Genomic DNA, 24,919 nt, shown 5'->3' on the forward strand with positions numbered 1-24,919 from the left:
GACGGGGTGCGGGGTACAGGGCCTCGGGAGGGGCGGAGAGGGGCGGGAGAGCGGTTCCGACGCCCGGTGTTCGATTACCCGGGGTGAATTGTCAGTGGCTCTGTGTATGTTCCTCGACGTCGGCGGCTCCGGCGTTCGGAGCGGCCGGTGCTGTCCGGTGTCGGTCGAGTGAGGAACGGGAGGAACCATGGCTGCGGTGCGGAAGTTGGTGCGCGAGGTGGTGGGCGCTGCGGGCGCGCGGGCGTCTCAGGGGCGCCGGCGGGTGCTGGTGCTGGCCGGGCGCGGGCGGGGGAGCGGTGTCGGCGGGGCGCCGGGCGGCGGGCCCGGTGGAGCACCGCCGCCCGGGGGCGGGCGGTCGCCGGGCGGGCGCGCGGGAGGGGGTGGTGCGCGGGCGCGGCGCGGCGGGCGGGCCCGGGGTGCGCCGCCGCAGCCGGTCGCGGTGGCCCTGGCCGTCGGGGCCGGGGACTTCGCCGGGCTCGCGCGGTACGGGCTGTTCGGCGGGCTCGGTCACCGGGACTACCTGCGGTGGGCGGAGGAGCAGCTGACGGCCCTGCACCGGCAGGGCTTGGAGGTGCACCTGCGGGTCCTGGAGGCGGACGACTTCGAGGACTACTGCGAGGCGCTCGGCCTCGACCCGCGGATGCCCGCGGCCCGGGTCGCCTACGCCGGCGATCCCGAGCTGGCCGGGGAGCCCTTCGTCTACGCGGGGGAGCGGCTGGCCGAGCTGCTGCCCGTGCTGATGGACGACCACCGGGCGCGGCTGCGGATGTCCGTGGCCTGCGCGGCCCTGCTGGACGCCGTCGGCGACGACCCGGCCGGGCAGGGGCGGATGGCGGCGGTGATGCGGTACGTGACGTCGGTGTACCTGGCGCTGGCCGAGGGCGCCGGGGAGGGCTGCCACCTGCTGACGCTGCGCTGCCACGGCCCGGAGGACGGCGAGGAGCTCACCTCGGCGGTGGACGTCCGGGTGGAGGACGGGCGGCTGCACCCTGCCGGGCGGGACACCGAGGCGTTCTGCGTGACGCTGGCGGCGGGCGTCGCCTCCGGCGGCGCGGGTGCGCTGCTGCTGCACGGTGATCCGTCGGCGGGCGGTGGGGCCGACGCGTCGCCCGGCAACCCGGCGGGTCGCCCGGCCGGTGACGCCCCGGCCCGGCCGCCGGTGCGCGGGTGGGCGCTGGACGGCGGGCGGTTGCGGCCGATGACCGCGCACGAGGTGTTCGACGAGCTCGCCGACGACGCGGCGCGCGGGCTGCCGTTCCCGCCGGGCGTGGACCCGCGGCCGGGGTTCCCGCTGCCCGGTTTCCCGGGGCCCCGGGGAGGGGGTGGGCCGCTGGGATGATCAGGGCCTTCACCGCCTCCGCATCCACCATGCGGCGCTGGGGACTGTTCATCGACCGCCTGTTCGGGGAAGATTTCGGAGAAGATCAACAGCAGGAGCGCGCGGTACCCCACGCCGCCGCTCCGGCCGCTCAGCTCCGTACCGCGCCCTGCAGGTCCCCTCCGCGCACCGCCGGTCCGGCGAGCCCGACAGCGAGAGGGGGACGCATGAGCGAGCGGAGCGCGCCCGGTGCCGGGGGGTGCGCGCGGGCGGACGCCACGGCCGAGGTCTCCGCGGGCTCCTGCGCCGCCCCCTCCCGCGGGGTGGCCGACGGGGTGCCCGGCGGGCTGCGGGCTGGTACGGCCGGCGGCCCTGCCGGGGCGGCGACCGGGGCTTCCGCCGGGCCGGCCGACGGCTCTGCCGAGCGCCGCGGGGCGAGAGCATGAGCCCGATCGAGTACAGCGCGGAGATCGCCGAGCTGCTCGGGAAGGTGCGGCGGCGTCCCACAGCGGGCTGGCCGTGGCGGCCGGGCGAGCAGGTGCCGGACGGGCTGCCGGTCAAGCAGTCCTGGGGGTGGCTGTTCGCCCCGGACGGGCGGGTGCTGACCCTGGTGAACCCCCGGGACGGGATCTGCTCGCTGCCCGGGGGCTCGCTGGAGCCGGAGGACGCCGGGGACCCGGCGGCCGCCTTGGCCAGGGAGGCCGCCGAGGAGGCGCAGGCGGTGATCGGTCGGCCGTACTACCTCGGCTACCTCTACGACCGGGTCGGTTCGGCGAACGGCGGGCACGAGTGCGCGCGGGTCCGGATGGCGGCGGCGCTGCGGAAGGTCGGGCCGAGTGCGGCGGACCCCGCTTCGGGCCGGCACTACCGGCGGCTGCTGGTCGCGCCCGGGCTCGCGGTCGAGCTGCTGGGCTGGGGCGTGCCCGGGCTGCGCCAGGCCCGGGCCGCGGTCGCCACCGCCGTCCGCTGGCTCGGCGTGCCCGCCGCCGCGAACGAGACGATCGAGGAGCTGCCGGTCGAGGGCTGCACGGTCTCGTCGGGCACCGTGTACCCCGGCGGCGGCCACTCGGGCGCGTGGGGCTGACCGGGCCGGCTCCGGGGACCGTCCGGCGGGGCCGGGGCCTGAGTGACGCCGGGTGTCCTGACGTTCCGTGCCTTCCGTGCCTTCCGTGCACGCGGCGCGTTCGGTCCTGGCGGCGGCGGTGGCTCGCGACGGCGTCCGGCCGCGCCCGGTCGAACCCACGCGCCCGGTCGTACCCGCGCGCGCTCGCCGCTGCCTCTTCGCGCCCGCCGCGGTCTCCTCGTGCTCGTTGCCGCGCTCTCGCCCCGACGGCCTACTCCTGTCGAAACTGACTCAACGGTGGTCTGACGTCGACTCCAGGTTTGCCCCAGCCTTAACGGTCGAAAGTTGTCGGTCTACGCGCGGAGTACTACGCGCGTCATGGCGAACCCCCGCTGACCAGTCATAACTCACCTACTGTGGGCGGCAGTTCATCTCTCCGTTATCAGACGGCTCGTCAATTGCCTTGGCATGACCGCTTCCGGGTTCCCCTACCGCCTGGTATCACTTCTGTGACCCACGCCACGCCCCCACCCCCCACCCCCCACCCTGGAGGTGTCATGATCCGCCCTGCCCGTTCCCTGTCCATCGCCGCGATTGCGGCAGGCCTCACCATGACGACGCTGTTCGCCGCCTCGTCGGCCAGCGCGGCCGGCGTCAACTACGTGGCCCTCGGTGACTCGTACTCCGCCGGTGTCGGCGCCGGCAGCTACCTGAGCGACAGCGGTAGCTGCAAGCGCAGCACCAACGCGTACGCGTACCTGTGGAAGAACGCGCACTCGCCGTCCTCCTTCAAGTTCGTCGCCTGTTCGGGCGCCAGGACGGGCGACGTCCTGAACAGCCAGGTCTCCGCGCTGGACGCCAGTACGACGCTGGTCAGCATCACGGTCGGCGGCAACGACGCCGGCTTCGCCGACACCATGCAGACCTGCGTGCTGGGCTCCGACAGCTCCTGCCTCAACGCCGTCGACACGGCGAAGAACTACGCGCTCAACACCCTGCCCGCCCAGCTGGACCAGGTGTACTCCGCCATCAAGTCCAGGGCGCCGAAGGCCCACGTCGTGGTGATGGGCTACCCGCACATCTACAAGGTCGGCGGTGACTGCCTCTTCGGCATCGGCGACACCAAGCGTGCCGCCATCAACGGCGCCGCCGACACCCTGGACGGCGTCCTCGCCAAGCGCGCCGCCAACGCCGGCTTCACCTTCGGTGACGTCCGCAGCATCTTCACCAACCACGAGATCTGCGGCAGCCTCACCACCTGGCTGAACAGCACCACCCTCCCGATCGACGAGAGCTACCACCCGAAGGCCTCCGGCCAGGCCGGTGGCTACCTCCCGGTGTTCTCGCAGTCCTGACGGGGCCGCGTCGGTCTCCGGCGCCGCTCTGCCGCGGGTGCCGCCGCCCCCTCCAGAGGCACGGGGAGGGGGCGGCGGCAACGCCGTTCCGGCTGCCGCTTGGCCCGACCCGCTCGGCCCCGCCCGACCCGCTCGGCCCCGCTCGGCCCGGCCCGGACCCGACACCGCGCCGCCGCTCCCCCGGGAGGTGGCGGCGCGTCGGGTTCGCCGGGGAGGGCCGCAGACCGGTGGCCAGCGGCCCCGGCGCCTCAGCGCAGGTAGTCGACCAGGCCGGCCGGCTTGAGGCCCGCGGCGTCGGCGGCGGCCAGGGCGCGCTGCAGGTCGGTGGCCAGGGTGTCGGTCCAGTGCATGATGATGACGTCGCCCGGCTGCAGCGGGCCCGGGTGCCAGACGTTGGCGGCGCCCCAGCTGAAGTCGGCGTCGGCGGTGAGCACGGTGCGGATGCCGCAGTTGGCGGCGGCCTGCAGGGTGTCCGCGTTCGAGGCGAAGTACGGCGGGCGGAAGACCACCGGCGCGGTGCCGAAGAGGCGGGTCAGGGTGTCGCGGGCGTCGCAGATCTCGACCTGCTGCTGGTCCAGCGGGAGCTTGCTGAGGTCGGAGTGGGAGACCGTGTGGTCCTGGACCGAGGAGCCGGGCGCGGCGGTGACCCGCTTGAAGAAGCCCGGGTCGGTGCCGGCCGGCATCGGCAGCGGGAAGGTGGTGACGGGCAGGCGGTGGTCGGCGATGAACTGCTCCGCCTCGGGGGTGCGCTGCCAGCCGTCGTCCACGGTGAAGAAGACGACCTTGTCGGTGGTCGGGATCGAACTGGCCGCCACCGCAGGGGCGGGCGCGGGGCCGTCGACCCGGACGTCGTCCACCGAGAACGGGCCCTGCTGGTACCAGCCGTGCACGTACAGCCGGACGCTGCGCGCGGCAGGACCGGTGGTGAAGCGGGTGGTCAGCCGCTGCCAGCCGCCGCGGGTGCTCTCCGTCCAGGCGGGCGGGAGGTCCTTGCCGGTACCGGTGGCGCCCAGGTAGACGAAGCTGCCGCGCACCCAGGCGGACGCGGTGTAGGTGGTATTGGGCTGGACGGCGACGGTCTGGGCGCACTCGCCGGTGGAGTCGGCGCTCGCCGGGGTGACGGTCAGGGCGGAGGTGCCGGAGCGCGGCGCGACGGTGGTGACGGCCGCCTCGGCCGGACCGCCGGTGCAGTTCCAGCCGGGGATGCTGCCCCAGTCGGCGAGGCTAGGCGCGGGCAGCTCGAACCCGGGGTTGGTCGCCAGGTTGACGGTCGCGGTGGCGGGCGCGCCCGGGGCGGACGGTGCCGGGTCGGCGGAGGCCGCCGGTACGGCGAAGGCGGTGAGCAGCGCGGCGGAGGCGGCCAGCGCGGACAGGCGCGTGGACATCGACACGTGAGGACTCCAGCGTGTGGGGGAGACGCCCGTGGGGAGGGCGTGAGCGGAATCAGGGTGACGCGAACGGAGAACCGTGGAACCCGGGCGCTCCCGGAGGGGGCGGAAGCGCAGGGGCGTGAGTACAGGGGACGTGGGCGAAGGGGGGTGGTGGTGCGCCGCACTCGGACCGAAGAGAAACAATGGACTGGACCAATCGGCCCGTCAAGGGAACGGCAGGTGAACCGGGCGGCCACCGCGTCCGCCCCGCACCGGACAAGACGGACCGTCAGAACACCTAACGGACATACCGATCAGGAGAGGTACAGCTCCTCGATGTCCTCCGCGTAGTACTCCGCGATGGCCGTCCGCCGCAGTTTCAGCGAGGGCGTCAGCAGCCCCTGCTCCTGGCTGAACTCCCGTGGGACCAGCCGGAACGCGCGGATCGACTCGGCCCGGGAGACCGCCGTGTTCGCCGCCGCCACCGCGCGCTGGATCTCGACGTGCAGCTCCTCGTCCGCGAGCACCGCCCACGCGTCCAGCTCCTCCCGGCCGCGGGTCTTCAGCCAGTGCGACAGGGCCGGCTGGTCGAGGGTGATCAGTGCGGCCACGTACGGGCGGTCGTCGCCCACCACCAGGCACTGGGAGACCAGCGGGTGTGCCGCGACCCGCTCCTCCAGGCCGGACGGGGCGAGGTTCTTGCCGCTGCTGGTGACGATCAGGTCCTTCTTGCGACCGGTGATGGTGAGGTAGCCGTCCTCGTCCAGCCGGCCCAGGTCGCCGGTCGCGAACCAGCCGTCGACCAGCGACTCGGCGGTGCACTGCGGGTGGTTCAGGTAGCCGCCGAAGACCGAGCCGCCGCACACCCACACCTCGCCGTCGTCGGCGATCGCCACCGAGGCGCCCGGCACCGGCTGCCCGACCGTGCCGAGCTTCTGCCGCCCGGTCGGGTTGGCGGTGATCGCGGCGGAGGTCTCGGTGAGCCCGTACCCCTCGTACAGCTGCAGCCCGGCGCCGGTGAAGAACAGGCCCAGTTCGCGCCGGAGCGAGGAGCCGCCGCACATCACGCTGCGCACCCGGCCGCCGAGCACCGCGCGCAGTCTCGGGTAGACGGTCCGCTCGTACGCGAGGTGGCGTAACCGCAGCGCGGCGCCCGGTCCGGGGCCGCGGCCGAAGGCCTTCTGCTCCCGGGCGGCGGCCCAGTCGACGGCCACCTGCCGGGCCTGCTCGAAGAGTTCGCCGCGCCCGGAGTCCTCGGCGGTGCGCCGGGCCTGCTGGAAGATCTTCTCGAAGACGTACGGGACGGCGTGCAGGAAGGTCGGCCGGAAGGTCTCCAGCGCGGGCAGCAGCGCGTCGGTGGACACCTCGGGCACGTGGCCGATCCGGAAGCCGGCGCGGATCGCCGCGATCTGCACCGCCCGCCCGTAGACGTGCGCGAGCGGCAGGAACAGCAGGGTGCCGGGCTGGCTGCCGCCGGCGTCGCGCAGGGTGTCCCCCCAGCCGGCGAGCAGCGCGTCGGCCTCGGCGGCCAGGTTGGCGTGGGTGAGCAGGCAGCCCTTGGGGCGGCCGGTGGTGCCCGAGGTGTAGACGACGGTGGCGATGTTCTCGGCCGCGACGCCGAGGCGCTGGCGGTGCACCAGGGAGTCCGGCACGCCGAGGCCGTCCTCGGTGATCGCGGCGACGCAGTCGCGGTCCAGCTGCCAGATGCCGGTGAGGTCGGGCAGCGCGTCGCAGACCGCGCCGACGGTCATCGCGGCGTCCTCGTCCTCGACCAGGCAGGCCACCGCCTGGGTCTCGGCGAGGATCCAGCGCACCTGCTCGGCGGCGGCGGTGGGGTAGACCGGGACGGTGATCGCGCCGATCGACCAGAGCGCGTAGTCGAAGAGCGTCCACTCGTAGCGGGTGCGGGACATCAGGGCGACCCGGTCGCCGTAGCGCACGCCGTGGGTGAGCAGGCCCTTCGCGAGGGCGAGCACCTGGTCCCGGAACTCCCGGGCGGTGACGTCCTGCCACTGGCCGTCGCCGGTTCGCCAGGACAGCTGGACCAAGTCGGGGGTGCGCTCGGCGGTGTCGTACAGCGAGTCGGCGAGTCCTCCGGCGGCCTCCGGCCCGGCCGGGGCGGGGGTGGTGAACTCGCGCACGATCCTCCCCAGTTCGCGTCTCCCCGCGCCTTCCGCCGGCCCGGCCCGCGCTCCGGCCGCCGGGGCGGCGCCCGGTTGTGCGGGTGGAGCGAAACTATCGGATCGCTCCGTCACTGCCCAGGGTTGTGACGGTGACGCGACGAGATCGGCACGGGTGCGGTCGGACGGTGTCGCGATCGGGGAAGCGGGCGGTGAGCAGGCAGGAGGCAGGCGGTGAGCAGGCGAGCGGCGGGCGGGAGGACGGGGAGGAGGCGGGCGGGAGGTGGGACGGAAGCGCGCGGGGGTCGGGGCGGGACTGAGGGCGGATCAGGGGGACCGGGTGGGGCGGGAGGGGGTACTCAGGGAAGATCCAGGAAGGACTCAGGAACGCCCCGGCCAGGGCGGTCGGGAGGAGTCAAGGGTGTCGGGCGGGCGGAAAATCCGGACGTCTGCGGATGATCCGGACACGAAGCGGAGGAGTTCCCGACCGGTTTCTGACGTGTGCGGGGCAAGGCGGAGAAGTGGATCGGTTCGACCCTCGAACGTGTGGTCAGGGCGTAGTAGAGTCGCGCAGACCTGCGGCCGGGAGCCCCCTCCGAATCCCTCCTCTCCGTCCCCACCGTGCCCCACCCCTCCCCGGCCCGCCACCGCTTCCACGGCCCCCACCCTCCCCGTCCGCGCCTGGCACTTCCCGACCGAGGACTCCATGCGTCTGCGCAGCAGCTCGATCCGCGCGAAGATCATCGCGTTGCTCCTGGTGCCCATCGTCGCGCTCACCGCCCTGTGGGTGTACGCGACCATCGCCACCACCGGGGACGTCTGGAGCCAGCTGAGGATCAGCCGTACGTACAAGGAGTTCGCGGGCCCGGTCGACCAGTACGCCACCGACCTGCAGAACGAGCGCCGCGCCGCCGTCCAGCGCCTGGCCGACCCGCGCTCGCCGGTGGCCCGGGACGCCTACGAGCGCGCCAAGACCCTCACCGACCGTAGCCTCGCCGTCCTGAAGCAGATGAAGGACAGTGCGGGCGGCAAGCTCTCCTCCTCCCAGCGCGGCCGTTTCCTGCAGATCGTCGCCGCCGCCGACCAGATGGGCCCGCTGCGCTCCCAGGTCGGCCGGGCCGCGCTGAACTGGGAGTTCGCGCTGGACCAGTACAGCGACCTGGTCAAGCCGGTGTTCGGCTTCCGCTCCGCCTACGTCGCCCGGCAGACCGGCCAACTCCCGCGCCAGGGAACCATCCTGATCGAGCTGGTGCGCGCCCGCGAGTACCTGTCGCAGGAGGACGCGGCGATGGAGGGCCTGCGCTCGGGCGCCGCCAAGCCGACCGCCGAGCAGTACCAGATCGCGCTGGACGCCCTGCACAACCAGCAGGCGCTGTTCACCGTCTACGTCGCCGAGCTCGAACCCGCCGACCAGTCCGACTACATCGCCCTGCGCAGCGGCGAGGCCTGGGGCGCACTGGCCCGCGCCGAGGCGGACTTCGTCGGCGCCGGCGGCCCCGACCGGGTGGTCCAGGCGCTCAACGGCGACTCCTGGCGGGAGACCGCCGACCGGGCGCTCGGCGACCTCGCCGCGATCAACAGCCGGATCTCCGCCGGGCTCGATGACCGCGCGCGGTCCGCGGTGATCGGGATGCTCTGGCGCGGCGGCATCGCCGGTGCGATCGGGCTGGTCGCGATCGTGCTGTCGATCATGATCTCGTTCCGGATCGGGCGGGGCCTGGTCCGCGAGCTGATCGGCCTGCGCAACGCGGCCAACGAGCTGGCCGGCGCCCGGCTGCCCTCCGTCATGCTGCGGCTGCGCCGCGGCGAGCCGGTGGACGTGGCCACCGAGGCGCCCGAACTGCACTTCGGCGACGCCGAGATCGGCCAGGTCGGCCAGGCCTTCAACGCGGTCCAGCGGGCCGCCGTCGAGGCCGCCGTCGAACAGGCCGAACTGCGGCGCGGCGTCTCGGCCGTGTTCGTCAACCTGGCCCGGCGCAGCCAGGTGCTGCTGCACCGTCAGCTCACCCTGCTCGACACCATGGAACGCCGCACCGAGGACCCGACGGAGCTGGCGGACCTCTTCAAGGTCGACCACCTCACCACCCGCATGCGGCGGCACGCCGAGGGTCTGATCATCCTGGCGGGCGGCTCGCCCGGGCGGGCCTGGCGCAAGCCGGTCCGGATGGTGGACGTGGTCCGGGCGGCGGTCGGCGAGGTCGAGGAGTACGCCCGGGTGACCGTCCGGCCGTTCCCCGGCACCGGCCTGCTCGGCAGCGCCGTCGCGGACGTCACCCACCTGATCGCCGAACTGGTCGAGAACGCCGCGGTGTTCTCCCCGCCGACCACCCAGGTCACCGTCCAGGGCGAGGTGGTGGCGCACGGCTTCGCGCTGGAGATCGACGACCGCGGGCTCGGGCTGAGCGAGCAACTGCTCGCCGAGATCAACGAACGCCTCTCCGTGGAGCAGGAGTTCGACCTCGCCGACACCGACCGGCTGGGCCTCTTCGTGGTCAGTCGGCTGGCCCGGCGGCACGGCATCCGGGTACACCTGCGGCCGTCCCCGTACGGCGGGACGACGGCGGTGGTGCTGATCCCGCGCGAGCTGCTGGCGGAGGCGTCGGACGGCCAGCCGGAGCCGGCTGCGGGCGGTCGGCGGTCGGTGGGCACCGGTCGGGGCGGGCAGCGGGACCTGGTCGCGGTGCCGGGCTCCGGGTCCGGGTCGAGCTCGGGGCCGCGCTCCGGGTCCGGGACGGGCTTCGGGTCGCGCTCCGGGCCGAGGTCGGGCGGTGCGGGCGGTGGCGTCGGGTTCGAGGCAGGGGCTCCGGGCGGGTCTTCGTCGGCCTCATCCTCCGGGTCCGGAGCCGGCGGTCGGCACCGGGTGGCGGGCGGGCCGCGGCCCTCCGCGCCCGAGGCGGGGCGTACGGCGGGCGGCCTGCCGCGTCGGGCCTCGCGGACCAGGAGCGGACCGGTCCTGGTCCCCGCGCCGGGGGTGGACGCCGGGGAGGAGTCCGGGACGGGGCGGCACCGGCGGGAGGACGTCGTGGTGGCCGCGGCCGAGGAGGCCCTGGCGACCGCTGCGACTGCGGCGACCGCCACCGAGGCTGCCGGGGCCGCCGGGGTCGCCGGGGCGCCGCCGGTGGACGCCGCACCCCGGACGGCGGGCGGTCTGCCGCGTCGGATCCGGCAGGCGAACCTGGCGCCACAGCTGAAAGAACGATTCCGCAACGCGGGCGGGCCGGAGGACCCGAGCGGGGGCGCGGGTTCCGCTCCGGACGCCCGGGAGGTGCGGGAGCGCTCGCCCGAGGAGGCCCGGGCGACCTTCGCCTCCTTCCAGCGCGGCTTCACCCGGGGACGCGGTGCCACCACGCCGGTGGACCGTACCGGCGCCGCCAAGGACCGCGACGGCTCGTCGCGCGGCCGGGTCGTCGTAGCCGTACCGGCCTGGCAGCCGCCGGACCCGTCCCGCCGGGCGATCGGCCCGGCGCCCGCCCCGGCGGCGCTGCCCGCGCCCTCGGACACCGGGCGGGCAACGCTGGCCCGTCGGCCGCAGGCCGGACCGCCGGTCCGTCGAACCCCGGGCCCCGGATCACCCGTACTGTCAGTACCACCCGTCGTGCCCGCACCACCCGTCGCACCTGTACCACCTGCCGTACCCGCACCACACGCCGTACCCGCACCATCCGAACGACCGGTACCACCCGCACGACCCGCATCACCTGCACCACCCGCTCCAGCGGAAGGAACTGATTCATGACCATTTCGACGCAGCCGTCCGGGGACCTCACCTGGCTCCTGGACGACCTCGTGGGGCGTGTCGCGGCCCTGCGGCACGCGGTGATCCTCTCCAGCGACGGCCTGGCCACCGGCGCCTCCCGCGACCTCGACCGCGAGGACGCCGAACACCTGGCCGCCGTCGCGGCCGGGTTCCACAGCCTGGCCAAGGGCGCCGGCGCGCACTTCAAGGCCGGTGGCGTCCGGCAGACCATGATCGAGCTGGACGAGGCGTTCCTGTTCATCACGGCCGCCGGCGACGGCAGTTGCCTGGCCGTGCTGAGCGAGGCCGAGGCCGACATCGGTCAGATCGCCTACGAGATGGCCCTGCTGGTCAAGCGGGTCGGCGAGCACATGGCCGCCGAGCCGCGCACTGAAACCGCCCCGCCGGGGAGATGAGCGGGCCGATGGCGGATCCCAGGGCGGACGTGCCGGACGGTCCGGAGCTGCCGGTGGGCACGGACGGGCCTGCCGGCACGACCGCGCCTGCCGGTGCGGACGCGTCCCAGGATGCGGACGCCCCGGTGGGCGCGGAGCCGACGGAGCCGGTGGAGCCGGACGAACCCGAGATCGACCTGTTCCGGCCGCGCACCCCGGTCGACGACCGCTGGTTCGACGACGAGGCCGGCCCGGTGGTGCGGCTCTACTCGATGACCCGCGGCCGCACCCGCCCGGTCGAGGAGGGGCTGTTCGACCTGATCTCGCTGGTCATCGCCGTCGAGCCCGGGCCGGACGCGGGGGCCGTGCCCGCGCACGTCCTCGACCCGGAGCACCAGACGCTGCTGGCGCTGTGCCGCAGTGAGCCGCTCTCCGTCGCCGAACTCGGCTCCTTCACCGACCTGCCGGTCAGCGTGGTGCGCGTGCTGCTCGGCGACCTCTACGACGCCGACCTGATCAGCGTCACCCGACCCGTTCCGCTCGCCGAGCTGCCGGACGAGCGCCTGTTGCGAGACGTGATCAATGGACTCCGTGCGCTCTGACCACTACCTCCGCCCGGACGGTGCCGCGTCCCACCCCGCGAACGCCAACGACCCGCAGTGGCGCGGCGGTCCGGCCGTCGCGGTGAAGATCCTGGTCGCGGGCGGCTTCGGCGCGGGCAAGACCACCCTGGTCGGCTCGGTCAGCGAGATCCGGCCGCTGCGCACCGAGGAGGAGCTCAGCGAGCTGGGCCGTCCGGTGGACGACACCGCGGGCGTGGAGGCGAAGCGCACCACCACGGTCGCGATGGACTTCGGTCGGATCGACCTGCGGCCCGGCCTCGCGCTCTATCTGTTCGGCACGCCCGGGCAGGACCGGTTCTGGTTCGTCTGGGACGAGTTGGCGCGCGGCGCGCTCGGTGCCGTGGTGCTCGCCGACACCCGGCGGCTGGCCGACTGCTTCCCGTCGGTCGACTTCTTCGAGCAGCGCGGCATCCCGTTCGTGGTCGCGGTGAACTGCTTCGAGGGCACCAAGCGGTTCTCGCCGGACGAGGTGCGGGACGCGCTCGACCTGGACCCGGGCATTCCGGTCCTGCTCTGCGACGCGCGGCTGCGGGCGGACGGGAAGGATCTGCTCGTCGCCCTCGTCGAGCACGCCGCGGCGCGCCGCCACCGGGCCCCCGCCCGGGTCTGACGGGGGGTTGCCTCGCGGCTTCCGGGATTTCCCGGGCTTTCCGGTGGCCGGTCGGAGCCTGAGAAAGCATCGGCGGAGGCGCTGTGGGCACCCTGCTCGGGCCGACGTCTCATTCGGTTGTCCGCATCCCGGACGTTCGGAGTGCGGAAGGTTGCCTAGACAGGCCCGGTCGTGGAAGGCTCTGTGGACGAGGGCCGCCCGGCCATGCTGTCGGGAGCGCCGGAAACGCTCCGTTCACACGGGCGTTGCCGACCGGCGGACGGCCTCCGACGATTCGGCGGGGCACCGCCGGCGCGTACCCGGAGTGGCGCGTCGCCACGCGTGGAACAAGGGGGAGGGCAGCAGGATGACCGTCGGCCGACGACTTCTCGTCACCACCGTGCCCGGCCCCCTCGCGCCCGGATCCGCCCGCTCGGGCGCTGCCGTTCCGGTGCTCACCGTCCGCCGTTACATCGACCACGCGCTGGTCTGTAGCGCGTGTTGTCGCTGACCGGCCTGTCCCGTCCCGGTACGTCCCTGGCACTCCCGGCCCACCGGCCGTCGCCCGACGCACCGCCGATCCCGTCGACCAGGCCGTAGCGGAACGCCGTCCGGCGTGCCGCGGCCGACCAACCGGACCCGCCCAGCGGAGAGACCACCAGTGAACATCGTCTGCCTCAGACCTTCCCCCGCCGCCTTCGGCCGTACCCGAACGACCGTGACGGCCCCCGAGATGTGCGCGGGTGACGGCCGGACCGGACGGTGGAACGGGCGCGCGAGCCGCGCCGTGGACAGTCGGCGGGGTCGCCACGACCTCGAACCGTTCTGGCCGTCCCGGCAGCCGCACCTGTTCGATCAGACGTGTCCGGGCTCGCCCAGCGCGTCCCGGCTCTCCGCCGGCTGACCCGGCTCCGTCCGGTCCAGCCCCGGCAGTACGCCCGGTCGACGCGCAGACGACTCCACCCCGTCCGTCACGCGCGAAATGAGCGGCACACCATGTCTTCTTCCTCCACGGCCACCCTGCCCCTGCCCACCGCGACCCCGCACCTGCGCGCGGTCCGCTCGGTTCCGTCCGTCCCCACCATTGCGTCCGCACCCGCCGCCGTCCCCGGAGCCACCGGCTCGGCCGGGATCACGGGACCCTCCGTCAGGCCGTCCGTCGGGCCGCAGGTCGGGCCGTCCGGCAGGCCGTCGATCGGGTCGTCCGTCAGGTCGTCCGTCGCCCCGGCCCCGGTGGCCGACCGCTGGTCCGGGGCGGACGTCCGTCCGTCGCACGCCACCCCGGCCCGCCCGGTGGGTGTCCCGGCGGCCACGGCGACCGTCCTGCCGCAGCCTGGCGCGGTCGTCCCGCAGGCCCCGCTCGCGCTGCTCGCCGCACTGCCGGAGGGGGCGGCCGTCGTCGCCGCCGTGCCGCAGGGCGCGCTGCCGCAGGGGTTGCTCGCCCAGTACGGCACGCAGTTCGGCGCGAACGGGAGCCCGATGGTCGGGTACCTGGTGCTGGTGCCGGCCGAGAACTCGGCGGCGGGAGGCCCGGGTCTGCACGGCGCACCCGTCGCGCCCGTCGCGCCGACCGGGTCCGGGGCCGCGGCCCAGGCCTCGGCGGGCGTCCGCCCGGTGCGTCCGGCCGGGCGCGGCATCAGCGTCGACACCGAACGGCGCAACGCCTACGTCGACGGGCGGCTGCTCGACCTCACCTACCTGGAGTTCGAGCTGCTGGCCCACCTCACCGAGCACCCGCAGCGGGTGCACACCCGGGACCACCTGGTCTCCGCGGTCTGGGGCTACGGCCACGTCGGGGACGGCCGGACGGTCGACGTGCACGTCGCGCGGCTGCGTCGCAAGCTCGGATCCGCCTACCGCGACACGATCGTGACGGTCCGTCGGGTCGGCTACAAGTACACCCCGGCCGGCGTCTGATCGCCTGCCGCTCTGCGGTTTGATCGTTGCCGTCGGCTTCAGTGGCCGGCTGCCGTACCTCCAGGAGGGGTGGGCAGCCGGCCACTGCGCGCGCGGCCGTGATTGACGGGCTGACATGACGATCCGTCAGGCTCGTTGGCCTGGCGGCAGCAGGAGCACGGCCAGGGCGTCGGCACAGGTGCGGGCGTGGCCCAGGAACCAGTCCAGCCGTTCGTCGGTGAGGTGCGCCGGGGTCGAGCGGACCGCGAGCGCGAAGCGGGCCTGTCCGGCGCCGTCCAGGACGGGGATGGCCGCCGTCCGCACCCCGGCGGCCGACTCGCCGTCGTTGAGTGCGTACCCGGCTGCCCGGACCCTCGCCAACTCCTCGTCCAGAAGCGTCGGTTCGGTGATCGTGCGGTCGGTGAAGGGGCGTAGCGGACCGAGCGTCGACGCCGTCGCCTCGCCCGGGCGTGGCCAGGCCAGCAGGACCTTGCCGAGCGCCGTGGAGTGCAGCGGACGGCGCAGGCCCAGTCCGGTGTCCGGGCGGACGGACCCGCCGACCAGGATCACCGCGTGCGGGCCGCTGCGGATCGCGAGGTCCGCCGTCGCCTTGGTGCGCCGGGAGAGCAGCTCCAACTCGGGTGCGGCCAGGTGCAGTCCACGCTGGTGGTAGGTGAGTTGGCCGAGTTCGGCGACGGCCGGGCCGAGCCGGTAGCGGGCGTTCTGCTCGTCCTGCTCCAGGAACCCGGCGCTGACCAGCGTACGGGCCAGCCGGTGTGCGGTGGAGACCGAGAGGCCCATCCGGCGGGCCAGGTCGGAGGCGCTCAGGTCGGGGCCGTTGTCGTGGAAGCAGTGCAGCAGTCCCAGCGCCCGTTGGACGGCCTGCGCACCGGCCGGCGGGTTCTGGACGGCGGTGGCGGCCTCGGCCATGACACCTCGCGTTTCGGTTCGGGCTCCGGGCGGACCGCCGGAGGGAGTCTCAGCGTAGGGCAGCCGGTGCTGCGGGAATGTGTCGATGACGTTGCAATGGAATGGCGTTGATGAACAAGTGATCCCACCATGTGGCAAAAGCTTGCTTCCGACTCGACCGCCGTGGAACGCTCCTCACATCGCGCCGCACGGCACCTCCGATCGGGCGGCGCGGATGTCCCGACTCACAGGAAGGAGCTGCGCCGTGACGTCCTGCCGGTGTCTGCCCTCCTGTGCGTGTTGTCGCTGACCCGCTTCTCGCGCGCCGTGCCACCGCCTCCTCGGCGGTGCGCGATCCCTCCGCCTCCCGGGGCCCGTGGTGTGCCGGGGGAGCGCCCGGATCCACGCCCTTCCGGCGGTCTGCCGGGTAGTTCGCCTGGGCCTGGCGCGTCCTTCGCGTCCTTCGTGTACCCCGCGCCCACTGTGCCTTTCCTGTCTCCCCTGCGCTCGCCGCCCCTTCCCGCTCTCTCTGACCTCCGTGCCCTTCGTAGAGGACCAAGCCTCGTGACCAGTCGTTCCGCAAGCTCCTCCGCCCTTCCCGACACCCTCTGGTTCACCCGCTGCCCGGTGCCCACCGCGACCGGGATCGCGGCCGACCAGGGCTGGCTGGCCCGGGAGTTCGCCGCCGACGGGATCGCCGTCCGCTCGCTCCAGGACGCCTCGCCCGAGGAGGCCGCCGACCACCACTACACCCACGCGCTCACCGGGCTGTTCCGCGAGGGCGGCAACGTGCCCGCGCTGTGGGCCCGTTCGCGCGGGGCGGCGACCAGGCTGATCGGCCTCACCTGGATCGAGGAGCGCCAGGTGGTCCTGGTTCGGGCCGGCAGCGGCATCGCCGAGCCCGGGCAGTTGCGCGGGCTGCGACTGGCGGTCCCACATCATGGAATAGGCATCGACTTCTGGCGGGCCATGGCCCTGGCCGGCTTCCGCGGCGCACTTGCGCTCGCCGGGCTCACCCTCGACGATGCCGAACCCGTCGACGTGCCGGCTGCCCCGGGTGGCGGGCAGTGGTCGGCCGAGCTGGCCGCGCTGCGGGACGGCGTGGTGGACGCGGTGTACGTGAAGGGGGCGCTCGCCGTCGAGGCGGCTCGGCGGATCGGCGCGGAGGTGGCCGTGGAGCTGGACGCGGCGCCGGACCGGCGGGCCCGGGTCAACAACGGGACGCCCCGGCCGGTCACCGTTCACCAGCGCCTGCTGGACGAGCACCCCGAACTGGTCGCGCGCTTCCTCGCGGTCCTGCTGGAGGCCGCCGACTGGGCGGCCGAGCGACCGGCGGAGGTGGCCCGGATCCTGCGGGCCGAGACCGGTGCCGGCGCCGAGGGCGTCGCCGGGGCCTATGCGGCGGGCAGCCATCGCACCCTGCACCTGGACCTGTCGCCGGAGCGGCTGGAGCTGCTGGAGCTGCAGGAACGTTTCCTGCGGGAGCAGGGCTTCCTCGCCGCGCCGGTGGACGTTCAGGCCTGGGCGGACCCGGAGCCGCTGCGCGCCGCCCGCGAGCTGCTGGGCCGGCGGCGGGCGGGTGTACCGGGGGACTGAGCGGGCGACCGCACCCCGGTGCCCACGGCCTTCCCGAGGCCTCCTGAGCCGCCGGTGCCCACGGCCTTCCCGCCTCGGTCCGCAGGCCACATCCCCGCAGAGCACATCGACTCCTCAGAGCACATCCGCAGATCACCCCACGAGATCACCGTCAGCAGCTTTCAGCCGACGGCTGTCAGTGAACGGCTTTCAGAGTTCAACGTTCAGCTTTCAGATGACAGATTTCGACAGTTGTCAGCTGTCATCCGTCGCCCCCTTGGAGACCCCCGTGAAGACCCCCCGCCTCGCCCTCGCCGCCACCGCGCTGCTCGCCTCCACCGCCTTGGCCGCCTGCGGCTCGTCCGCCGACGGGGCCAAGGCCTCCGCCGGGGGAGGGGCCGACGGCAAGGCCGATGTGGTGCTCCGCCTGCCCGACCCCGGGAACAACGGGTTCCTCGCCCGGGGCAAGAAGGACGGCTCGCTGGACCGGGCCCTGGCAGCCGTGCACGCCAAGGTCGCCTGGACCGGCAGCGCCGGTCCCTTCGCCCCCGCCGCCCAGGCCCTCTCCGCCGACCAACTGGACGTCGCCCAGGGCTCGATCACCTCGGCCGTCGCCGCACTCGCCCAGAAGCCCGGCTTCAAGCTGTTCGCCCAGACCGCGCCCGACGGCGTCGGCGAGGGGATCCTGGTGAAGAACGACTCGCCCGTCAAGTCCGTCCAGGACCTGGTGGGCCGGAAGGTCGCCGTCTCCCAGGGCGGCACCAGCGAGTACCTGCTGCTCAAGGCGCTGGCCAAGAACGGCATCCCGGCGGACAAGGTGGAGCGGGTCTACCTGCGCGCCGACCAGACCTCCGGGGTGTTCAACTCCGGTCAGGTGGACGCCTGGGCGACCTGGAACACCTTCTCGACGCCCGCCGTCGCCAACGCCGGCGCGCACTTCCTGGTCAACGGCCAGGAGGTGGGCTCCGACAACTACGCCGTCTGGGCCGTGCGCAACGGTTTCGTCGACAAGTACCCCGAGGTGGTCAAGGCCTTCTACGCCTACCTGCGCGAGAACGGTCAGAAGGAGAAGGCCGATCCGGCCGCCTACCTCAACGTCTTCACCGACTCCGGTCCCACCGCCGTCACCCCCGCCGAGAAGGACGTCGCGGTGAACGTCGGCAAGCAGGGTGCCCCGGCCGGCGCCATCTCCGACGCGGACATCGCCCGTTTCGGTACGGTCGCCCAGTTCTTCGCCGACCAGAAGGTCACCAAGCAGCTCGTGGACGTCAAGCCGTACCTGATCGACATCGACAAGCTCGGGGACGGCGCCAAGTGACCACCGCAGCATCGGACATCACAGTCGGACCCGCGGTCGGACCCGCGGTCGGACGCGCGGTCGAGCCCACGACCGAGCCCACGGCAGAGCTCGCGGCCGATGCCACCCGGGCCGCGCTCGATGCCGGACTGGTCGCCCCGCGCGGCGGGCGGCACCGGCCCCGCCCCCGTGCGCTCGCGGTGACCCTGCGTACCCTCGGCCCGCTGGCCCTGCTCGGTGCCTGGGCACTCGCCTCCGCCACCGGCGCGCTCACCGAGGACGTGCTCGCCTCGCCCGCCCAGGTCGGCCAAGCAGTGGGGGAGTTGTGGGGCAACGGCCAGCTGGCCGACGCCCTGGCCGTTTCCCTCACCCGCGCCGGACTCGGCCTGTTCTTCGGCGCCTCCATCGGTCTGGTGCTCGGTGTGATCACCGGATTCACCCGGCTCGGCGAGGAGTTGCTCGACTCGGCGATCCAAGTCCTGCGCACCGTACCGTTCCTGGCACTCGTCCCGCTGTTCATGGTGTGGTTCGGCATCACCGAGACCGCGAAGGTCGCCCTGATCGCCGTCGCCACCAGCTTCCCGATGTACGTGTCCGCCTCCGGCGGGGTCCGCAGCACCGACCGCAAACTGGTCGAGGCGATGCGCAGTTTCGGCCTCGGCCGCTGGGCGATCGTACGGTCGGTCGTGCTGCCCGGCGCGCTGCCGTCCCTGCTCTCCGGACTGCGCCTGTCCATGACGCTCAGCGTGATCGCCCTGATCGCCGCCGAGGAGATCAACTCCACCGAGGGGATCGGCTATCTGATGGCCCAGGCGCAGAACTACTCCCGCACCGACGTCCTCGCCGTCTGCATCCTGATCTACGGGCTGCTCGGCCTCACCGCCGACGGGATCGTCCGAGTCCTGGAGCGCCTGCTGATGCCGTGGCGCCAGGCCGTCCAGGGAGCAGCCCGATGACCGCGACCACAGCCGTCACCTCGCCGAGCACCACGTCAGACACCGACACCGACACTGACGGCGTGCCCGGCTCCGCACCCGGCAGCGTGCCCGTGCGAGGCGGGGCTGCGGAGGCCGTCCCGGCGGTCCATCTGCGCGGACTGCGCCGGGTGTTCGGCACCCGGGCCGTCCTCGACGGTGTCGACCTCTCCATCACCCGGGGCGAGTTCGTGGCACTGCTGGGCGCCAGTGGCACCGGAAAGACCACGCTGCTGCGCATCCTCGGCGCGCTCGACCGGGCCGACGAGGGCACGGTGCTCGTCCCTCCGGCCCGTACGGTGGTGTTCCAGGAGCCCCGACTCGTCCCGTCCAAGCGGGTGTTGGCCAATGTCACGGTCGGTCTGCCGCGCGGTGCCGCGACCCGGGAGACCGGGCTGAAGGCGCTCGCCGAAGTCGGTCTGGACCGGCACGCCGACGCCTGGCCGGCCACCCTGTCGGGCGGCGAGGCGCAGCGCGTCGCGCTCGCCAGGGCGCTCGTCCGCGAGCCCCGACTCCTGCTGCTGGACGAACCGTTCGCCGCCCTGGACGCGCTCACCCGGTTGCGCATGCAGGACCTGGTCGGGGACCTGGTCCGCCGCCACCGCCCGGCCGTGCTGCTGGTCACCCACGACGTGGACGAGGCCGTCCGGCTCGCCGACCGCGTGGTGGTCCTGCGCGACGGACTGTTCGCCCGGGACGAGCCGGTCGCCGTCGACCGCCCGCGCGACCCCGCCGACCCGGCCTTCGCCGCACTGCGCCGCCGCCTGCTCGCCGACCTCGGCGTCCACTGACCACCCGCTCACCTCGCCCTCCCCGCTCACCTCGCCCTCCCCGGCCGAACCGAGCCCGTACCACCGGAGTTGAACAGATGACCGTCACCCTCGGCGTCCACGCCAGCAACCCCTCGCTCTACTACCTCGCCCGACTCCCCTACCTGGACGAGGAACTGGCCCCGCTCGGCGAGACCGGCGCCTTCCACCACTACGCCGACGGCACCCGCACCGGCACGCTGCTCGCCGACGGCACCATCGACTTCGGCGGCACCGGCTCCACCCCGCCGATCACCGCGCAGGCGGCCGGCCACGACCTGGTCTACGCGGCGGTGTCCGCGCCCCGCCCGGACCACGGCGCGCTGCTGGTGTCGGCCGCCGGCCCGGTCCGGACGGTCGCGGACCTGAAGGGCGGCACCGTCGTCCTCGGCGTCGGCTCCTGGCAGACCCACCTGCTGGCCAAGGCCCTGCACGCGCAAGGGCTGACGTACGGTGAGGACGTCACCCCGGCCCGCCCGGCGGCGGGCGAGGACCAGGCCCGGCGGCTGCGCGACGGCGAGATCGCCGGCTGGATCGCACAGGGCGCCGAACTCGCCGCCGCCCGACGCGGCGGGGAGTTCCGGGAGCTGATCCGCACCGGCGACGTGATCACCGACCGCTCGGTGTTCTTCACCCGGCGCGAGTTCGCGACCGGGCGCCCCGAGGTGGTCGCCGCGATCACCCGCGCGCTGAGCCGCGCCGATGCCTGGGTGGCCGCGAATCCGGCCGAGGCCGCCGCGATCGCGGCCGGGGAGCTGGGCGGTGCGGCCGCCGACTGGCAGACCGCGCTGGCCGCGCTGCCGTGGCGACTTGAGCCCGCCACCGCCGGGTTCGTCGCCGAGCAGCAGGAAGCGGCGGACATCTTCCACGGGGTGGGCTTCATCGGCCGCGCGCTGACCGTCGCCGACGCCCACCTGCCCGCCCTGGAGGCCCCGGTGGCCGCCGCGCTCGCCAAGGCGGTCTGACCCGTGGCCGCCGAAGTCCTCTGGTACATCATCCCGCGCGAGGGCCACTACCCCTGGGAGCCGTCCGGCCGTCGTCCGGTGGACCTGCGGTACCTGCAGCAACTCGCCGGCAGTGTGGAGCGGTTGGGCTACACGGGCGCCCTGCTGGCGACCGATCTCCACGACGTCTGGACGCTCGGCAGCGCGCTCGCGGCCGCGACCACCCCGGCCTTCAAGCCGCTGCTGGCGGTCCACCCCGGACTGATCTCGCCCACCCTGCTGGCCAAGATGGCGCTCAGCTTCGACCGGCTGCACGGCGGCCGGCTGCGCTTCAACGTGGTCAACGGCTCGACGGCGCAGCTGCGCGAGTACGGTCTCGACGTCGAGCACGACGACCGGTACCGGCTCAGTGGTGAGTACTGGTCGATCGTCAAGCGCCTCACGGCTGGTGAGGTCTTCGACCACAAGGGTGAGTTCTACGACCTGAAGAACGCGGGCGCGAGCCTGCGCGAGCTCACCCCGGAGCAGCCCGGCGGCATCCCGCTCTGGTTCGGCGGCAGTTCGGCGGCCGGGATCGAGATGGCGGCCGAGCACGTGGACGTGTACCTGACCTGGGGCGAGCCGCCGCACCTGCTCAAGGAGAAGCTGGACCTGGTCCGCGCGCGTGCGGCGGCACACGGCCGGACCCTGCGGATCGGGCTGCGGCTGCACCTGATCGTCCGCGACACCGAGGCCGAGGCCTGGGCGGCCGCCGACCGGCTGCTGGACGTCACCAGCGAGGCGACGTACGCGCGCCAGCTGGGCGACGCCAAGGGAGAGGACGGGGTCGGCTGGCAGCGGCAGTTCCGCCAGCACGGCGGCAGGGTGCCGGCCCGGGCCCGGGAGCTGGAGACCCACCCCAACCTCTGGCCGGGGATGAGCCTGTTCCGGCCCGGCCCCGGGACGGCCGTGGTCGGCTCGACCGCCCAGGTGATCGAGCGGTTGCAGGAGTTCGAGGCGCTGGGCGTCGACACCTTCATCCTCTCGGGCAACCCGCTGCTGGAGGAGGCCCACCGGGTTGCAGAAACGGTTCTGCCGGCACTGGGCATCGGCCGGCGCTGACGGGTCGGCGCGCTGACGCGCTGACGGATGTCGGAGGTCAGCCGACAGATAACAGATGACAGATGACAGATTTCGAAATCTGTCATCTGTCATCTGTCACCCGTCATGCGTTCCGGCCGGGCGCCCCGGCAGCCCGGCAGGTCACCGGCTCACCGGCTCAGTCGGTCGATCTCCGCCAGCTGCTCCGCCGTCAGCGGTCCGCCGGCCAGTGCGTCGAGGTTCTGGTCCAGCTGGGCCACGCTGCTCGCGCCGATGATCACGGACACCACCCGTGGGTCCCGGAGCACCCAGCTCAGCGCCAGCTGCGCCAGCGTCTGCCCGCGCTCTTCGGCGACCTTGTCCAGCGCCCGCAGCCGCTGCAGCGTCGGCCTGGTCAACGCCTCCTCGGTCAGGAACTTCCCGACCGACATCCGCGAGCCCACCGGCACGTCACCGGAGAGGTAGCGATCCGTCAGCAGGCCCTGGGCCAGAGGTGAGTAGGCGATCAGGCCGGTCTGGGTGTCGCCCGCCGCGTCCAGCACGCCGCCGTCCTCCACGTGCCGGTCGAGGATGGAGTAGGCCGACTGGTGCAGCAGCGCCGGGGTCCCCAGCTCGCGCAGGATCGCCACTGCCTCCCGGTGCTGCTCCGCCGGGTAGTTGGAGATCGCGGCGTACAGCGCCCGGCCCGAGCGCACCGCGCTGTCCAGCGCCCCCATCGTCTCCTCGATCGGGGTGTCCGGGTCGTAGCGGTGCGAGTAGAAGACGTCGACGTAGTCCAGCCCCATCCGGTCCAGCGACTGGTCGAGGCTGGCCAGCAGGTACTTGCGGCTGCCGCCGTTGCCGTACGGGCCGGGCCACATGTCCCAGCCGGCCTTGGTCGCGATGAACAGCTCGTCCCGGTACGGCCGGAAGTCCTGGGCGAACAGGTGGCCGAAGTTGCGCTCGGCGCTGCCGTACGGCGGACCGTAGTTGTTCGCCAGGTCGAAGTGGGTGACGCCCCGGTCGAAGGCCCGGCGCAGCACCGCCCGCTGCACCTCCAGCGGCTGGGCGTCACCGAAGTTGTGCCAGAGGCCGAGCGAGACGGCGGGCAGCTGGACGCCACTGCGACCGGCCTTCCGGTAGGTCATCGAGGCATAGCGGTCATCCGTGGCGAGGTAGCTCATGCCGGACATCCTGCCAGTCGGTCCCGGCGGATCACGTTCTTGCCCCGCTTCTGACCGGTGCCTGTGCTCGCGGAGGATCGTGTGCGTGCGAGGTGGGACGAGGCGAGGGGAGCCGTGATGGCGGTCCTGGGTGTGCCCACCGTGCCCACCGTGCCCACCGTGTCCACCGCGCCTGCCATGCCCGCCATGCCCGCCACCGCTCGACGGCAGGGCCGTGTGGCCGCGCCCGCCGCAGGACCCGGTCCCGGTCTGGCACGGCAGCGCGACCAGCCGGCAGTCCACCGACCTCGCGGCCCGCCACGGCGACCAGCTCTTCTCCGCCAACTCCTTCCATCCGCTGCAGAAGTACCGTTCGCTGGTCGAGCACTACCGCGAGCGCCGGGCGCACTGCGGGCGCGCCCCGGAGCAGGCCCGGGTGGGCGGGGGGCTTCGGCGGACTGTACGTCGCCAAGCGCTCGCAGGACGCCGTCGAGGGCTACCGCCCGTACTGGAGCGCGCTGTTCGACTCCGCCGCCGGTCGTCACAACAACTCGCCGTTCGGCTCGCTGGAGGACGCGCTGGAGCGCGGATCGGCGCTGGTCGGCAGTCCGCAGCGAGTGATCGAGAAGATCCACCGCTACCACGAGGCCTTCGGCAACGAGGTGGTCGGCATCGGCGTGGACGCGCTCACCGAGGGGGCGCAGCGCGAGCAACGGGAGCTGTTCGCCGGGGAGATGGCTCCCGTGATCCGGCGCGAACTCGGGTGACGACCGTTCTGGCGCCCGCCCGCGCAGCGCGCCGCGCACCCCCTACACGGCGTGACGCCGGCAACCGTGCGTGACGTGACGTGCGCCACCGATCGCGCCGGAATGCCGTTCGGCGGTACGGGGGATGACGAACGGTCGAGGGGCCGTGGCCGCCGGGGGGCGGCGCACGGCCCTCAATCGTTCGGCGGCCGCCGGGAGTGTCGGGAGTGCCGGGAGCGCCCGGAGGCCGGAGCGGGTCCGGGAGATCGCTGGCCTTCTGTACCTACTGGTATGTACAGTGATCCGCATGAGCACCCAGGACCGCCTCATCGAGAGCACCCAGGCCCTCCTCTGGGAGCGCGGCTACGTCGGCACCAGTCCCAAGGCCATCCAGCAGCGTTCCGGGGTCGGCCAGGGCAGCATGTACCACCACTTCACCGGCAAGCCCGACCTCGCCGCCGCCGCCCTGCGCCGCAGCGCCGAGCAGCTGCGGGGCATCGCCGAGGCCGACCTCGCCGCCCCCGGCACCGCGTACGACCGCATCGCCGCGTACCTGCGCCGTGACCGCGACGTCCTGCGCGGCTGCAGGATCGGCCGGATGGCCCAGGACCCGGACGTGGTCGCCGACCCGCACCTGCGCGCGCCCGTCGAGGAGACCTTCGACTGGCTGCGCGGCCGGATCGCCGAGCTGGTCGCCGAAGGCCGGACCAACGGCGAGTTCGCCCCCGGCCTCGACCCGGCCGACACCGCCGCCGCCGTGGTCGCCGTCGTCCAGGGCGGCTACGTCCTGGCCCGCGCCGCCGACAGCGCGGAGCCCTTCGACCGGGCCGTCCGAGGCGCCCTCGGCCTGCTCGCGGCACACCGAACGGCCTGACGAACAAGGCGTCCGGAGTGTCCGGAACGTCCGGAGCATCCAGAGCGTCCTGGCCGTCCAGGACCTGTAGGACGCCCAGGACGGGCGGACCGGACCCGCAACCC

General features: G+C 73.8%; 20 protein-coding genes and 1 pseudogene. 17 read left to right on the forward strand and 4 right to left on the reverse strand.

Going from position 1 to position 24,919, the window contains the following annotated elements:
* Nucleotides 1-439 precede the first annotated feature (439 nt).
* From AB0Q99_RS06010 to AB0Q99_RS06020, 3 genes are all read left to right on the forward strand, one after another.
* On the forward strand, nucleotides 440-1,339 hold the full coding sequence (locus AB0Q99_RS06010; RefSeq protein WP_363568905.1) for a hypothetical protein: 900 nt from the start codon (nucleotides 440-442) through the stop codon (nucleotides 1,337-1,339).
* A gap of 421 nt (nucleotides 1,340-1,760) precedes the next feature.
* On the forward strand, nucleotides 1,761-2,402 hold the full coding sequence (locus AB0Q99_RS06015) for a hypothetical protein (RefSeq protein ID WP_363568906.1): 642 nt from the start codon (nucleotides 1,761-1,763) through the stop codon (nucleotides 2,400-2,402).
* 590 nt (nucleotides 2,403-2,992) lie between these two features.
* The gene (locus AB0Q99_RS06020; RefSeq protein WP_363569271.1) at nucleotides 2,993-3,736 is read left to right on the forward strand and encodes an SGNH/GDSL hydrolase family protein; all 744 of its coding nucleotides are present in this window, start codon (nucleotides 2,993-2,995) and stop codon (nucleotides 3,734-3,736) included.
* Between the two features lie 248 nt (nucleotides 3,737-3,984).
* Here the strand turns inward: AB0Q99_RS06020 and AB0Q99_RS06025 are convergent, their stop codons facing one another.
* Complete coding sequence (locus AB0Q99_RS06025) at nucleotides 3,985-5,121, reverse strand: polysaccharide deacetylase family protein (protein ID WP_363569272.1); 1,137 nt, start codon at nucleotides 5,119-5,121, stop codon at nucleotides 3,985-3,987.
* 299 nt (nucleotides 5,122-5,420) lie between these two features.
* Nucleotides 5,421-7,247: an AMP-dependent synthetase/ligase gene (locus tag AB0Q99_RS06030; RefSeq protein WP_363568908.1), complete on the reverse strand. Its 1,827-nt coding sequence runs from the start codon at nucleotides 7,245-7,247 to the stop codon at nucleotides 5,421-5,423.
* Between the two features lie 685 nt (nucleotides 7,248-7,932).
* Between AB0Q99_RS06030 and AB0Q99_RS06035 the strand changes: the two genes are divergently transcribed.
* From AB0Q99_RS06035 to AB0Q99_RS06055, 5 genes are all read left to right on the forward strand, one after another.
* Nucleotides 7,933-10,962, forward strand: a complete 3,030-nt coding sequence (locus tag AB0Q99_RS06035; RefSeq protein WP_363568910.1) for a nitrate- and nitrite sensing domain-containing protein — start codon at nucleotides 7,933-7,935, stop codon at nucleotides 10,960-10,962.
* Nucleotides 10,959-11,378: a roadblock/LC7 domain-containing protein gene (locus AB0Q99_RS06040; RefSeq protein WP_363568912.1), complete on the forward strand. Its 420-nt coding sequence runs from the start codon at nucleotides 10,959-10,961 to the stop codon at nucleotides 11,376-11,378. The genes AB0Q99_RS06035 and AB0Q99_RS06040 overlap by 4 nt, the downstream gene beginning before the upstream one ends.
* A 149-nt stretch (nucleotides 11,379-11,527) precedes the next feature.
* Nucleotides 11,528-11,959 (forward strand): DUF742 domain-containing protein, encoded by a 432-nt coding sequence (locus tag AB0Q99_RS06045; RefSeq protein WP_363569273.1) that lies wholly within the window; start codon nucleotides 11,528-11,530, stop codon nucleotides 11,957-11,959.
* 82 nt (nucleotides 11,960-12,041) lie between these two features.
* Nucleotides 12,042-12,590 carry an ATP/GTP-binding protein gene (locus tag AB0Q99_RS06050; RefSeq protein WP_363569274.1) on the forward strand — a complete coding sequence of 183 codons (549 nt, stop codon included), beginning with the start codon at nucleotides 12,042-12,044 and terminating at the stop codon, nucleotides 12,588-12,590.
* A 1,344-nt stretch (nucleotides 12,591-13,934) separates the two neighbouring features.
* Nucleotides 13,935-14,486, forward strand: coding sequence for a winged helix-turn-helix domain-containing protein (locus tag AB0Q99_RS06055; RefSeq protein WP_363569275.1), 552 nt, complete (start codon nucleotides 13,935-13,937; stop codon nucleotides 14,484-14,486).
* 126 nt (nucleotides 14,487-14,612) lie between these two features.
* Here AB0Q99_RS06055 and AB0Q99_RS06060 read toward each other — a convergent pair whose 3' ends face one another.
* A complete protein-coding gene (locus tag AB0Q99_RS06060) occupies nucleotides 14,613-15,395 on the reverse strand; it encodes an IclR family transcriptional regulator (RefSeq protein ID WP_363568913.1) in 783 nt (260 codons plus the stop codon).
* Nucleotides 15,396-15,938: 543 nt separating this feature from the next.
* Between AB0Q99_RS06060 and AB0Q99_RS06065 the strand changes: the two genes are divergently transcribed.
* From AB0Q99_RS06065 to AB0Q99_RS06090, 6 genes are all read left to right on the forward strand, one after another.
* Entirely contained in the window at nucleotides 15,939-16,970 is a 1,032-nt protein-coding gene (locus tag AB0Q99_RS06065; protein WP_363568915.1) for an ABC transporter substrate-binding protein, read from the forward strand.
* A 268-nt stretch (nucleotides 16,971-17,238) separates the two neighbouring features.
* Nucleotides 17,239-18,267 carry an NrtA/SsuA/CpmA family ABC transporter substrate-binding protein gene (locus AB0Q99_RS06070; RefSeq protein ID WP_363568917.1) on the forward strand — a complete coding sequence of 343 codons (1,029 nt, stop codon included), beginning with the start codon at nucleotides 17,239-17,241 and terminating at the stop codon, nucleotides 18,265-18,267.
* Nucleotides 18,268-18,395: 128 nt separating this feature from the next.
* The gene (locus AB0Q99_RS06075; protein ID WP_363569276.1) at nucleotides 18,396-19,202 is read left to right on the forward strand and encodes an ABC transporter permease; all 807 of its coding nucleotides are present in this window, start codon (nucleotides 18,396-18,398) and stop codon (nucleotides 19,200-19,202) included.
* A complete protein-coding gene (locus AB0Q99_RS06080; protein ID WP_363568918.1) occupies nucleotides 19,199-20,011 on the forward strand; it encodes an ABC transporter ATP-binding protein in 813 nt (270 codons plus the stop codon). The genes AB0Q99_RS06075 and AB0Q99_RS06080 overlap by 4 nt, the downstream gene beginning before the upstream one ends.
* A gap of 77 nt (nucleotides 20,012-20,088) precedes the next feature.
* Nucleotides 20,089-20,994, forward strand: coding sequence for an ABC transporter substrate-binding protein (locus AB0Q99_RS06085; RefSeq protein ID WP_363568920.1), 906 nt, complete (start codon nucleotides 20,089-20,091; stop codon nucleotides 20,992-20,994).
* Nucleotides 20,995-20,997: 3 nt separating this feature from the next.
* Nucleotides 20,998-22,074, forward strand: a complete 1,077-nt coding sequence (locus AB0Q99_RS06090) for an LLM class flavin-dependent oxidoreductase (protein ID WP_363568922.1) — start codon at nucleotides 20,998-21,000, stop codon at nucleotides 22,072-22,074.
* A 149-nt stretch (nucleotides 22,075-22,223) separates the two neighbouring features.
* Here the strand turns inward: AB0Q99_RS06090 and AB0Q99_RS06095 are convergent, their stop codons facing one another.
* Nucleotides 22,224-23,216: an aldo/keto reductase gene (locus tag AB0Q99_RS06095; protein WP_363568923.1), complete on the reverse strand. Its 993-nt coding sequence runs from the start codon at nucleotides 23,214-23,216 to the stop codon at nucleotides 22,224-22,226.
* A 214-nt stretch (nucleotides 23,217-23,430) separates the two neighbouring features.
* Between AB0Q99_RS06095 and AB0Q99_RS06100 the strand changes: the two are divergent.
* The 3 genes and pseudogenes from AB0Q99_RS06100 to AB0Q99_RS06110 all read left to right on the forward strand — a co-directional run.
* A pseudogene (locus tag AB0Q99_RS06100) lies at nucleotides 23,431-23,664 on the forward strand (LLM class flavin-dependent oxidoreductase); the annotation flags it as partial.
* A gap of 148 nt (nucleotides 23,665-23,812) precedes the next feature.
* Nucleotides 23,813-23,962 carry a hypothetical protein gene (locus AB0Q99_RS06105; RefSeq protein WP_363569294.1) on the forward strand — a complete coding sequence of 50 codons (150 nt, stop codon included), beginning with the start codon at nucleotides 23,813-23,815 and terminating at the stop codon, nucleotides 23,960-23,962.
* 286 nt (nucleotides 23,963-24,248) lie between these two features.
* Nucleotides 24,249-24,815, forward strand: a complete 567-nt coding sequence (locus tag AB0Q99_RS06110; protein WP_363568925.1) for a TetR/AcrR family transcriptional regulator — start codon at nucleotides 24,249-24,251, stop codon at nucleotides 24,813-24,815.
* The last annotated feature ends 104 nt before the right edge of the window (nucleotides 24,816-24,919 follow it).

Source organism: Kitasatospora sp. NPDC086791 (assembly GCF_040685975.1).
Taxonomy (GTDB): domain Bacteria; phylum Actinomycetota; class Actinomycetes; order Streptomycetales; family Streptomycetaceae; genus Kitasatospora.

Excerpts from the sequence above, each read along its gene's own strand:
- AB0Q99_RS06095 (WP_363568923.1), bottom strand. The coding sequence starts at position 23,216 with ATGAGCTACCTCGCCACGGATGACCGCTATGCCTCGATGACCTACCGG.
- AB0Q99_RS06060 (WP_363568913.1), bottom strand. The coding sequence starts at position 15,395 with ATGGCCGAGGCCGCCACCGCCGTCCAGAACCCGCCGGCCGGTGCGCAG.
- AB0Q99_RS06080 (WP_363568918.1), top strand. The coding sequence starts at position 19,199 with ATGACCGCGACCACAGCCGTCACCTCGCCGAGCACCACGTCAGACACC.
- AB0Q99_RS06040 (WP_363568912.1), top strand. The coding sequence starts at position 10,959 with ATGACCATTTCGACGCAGCCGTCCGGGGACCTCACCTGGCTCCTGGAC.
- AB0Q99_RS06025 (WP_363569272.1), bottom strand. The coding sequence starts at position 5,121 with ATGTCCACGCGCCTGTCCGCGCTGGCCGCCTCCGCCGCGCTGCTCACC.
- AB0Q99_RS06035 (WP_363568910.1), top strand. The coding sequence starts at position 7,933 with ATGCGTCTGCGCAGCAGCTCGATCCGCGCGAAGATCATCGCGTTGCTC.
- AB0Q99_RS06020 (WP_363569271.1), top strand. The coding sequence starts at position 2,993 with ATGACGACGCTGTTCGCCGCCTCGTCGGCCAGCGCGGCCGGCGTCAAC.
- AB0Q99_RS06085 (WP_363568920.1), top strand. The coding sequence starts at position 20,089 with ATGACCGTCACCCTCGGCGTCCACGCCAGCAACCCCTCGCTCTACTAC.
- AB0Q99_RS06015 (WP_363568906.1), top strand. The coding sequence starts at position 1,761 with ATGAGCCCGATCGAGTACAGCGCGGAGATCGCCGAGCTGCTCGGGAAG.
- AB0Q99_RS06110 (WP_363568925.1), top strand. The coding sequence starts at position 24,249 with ATGAGCACCCAGGACCGCCTCATCGAGAGCACCCAGGCCCTCCTCTGG.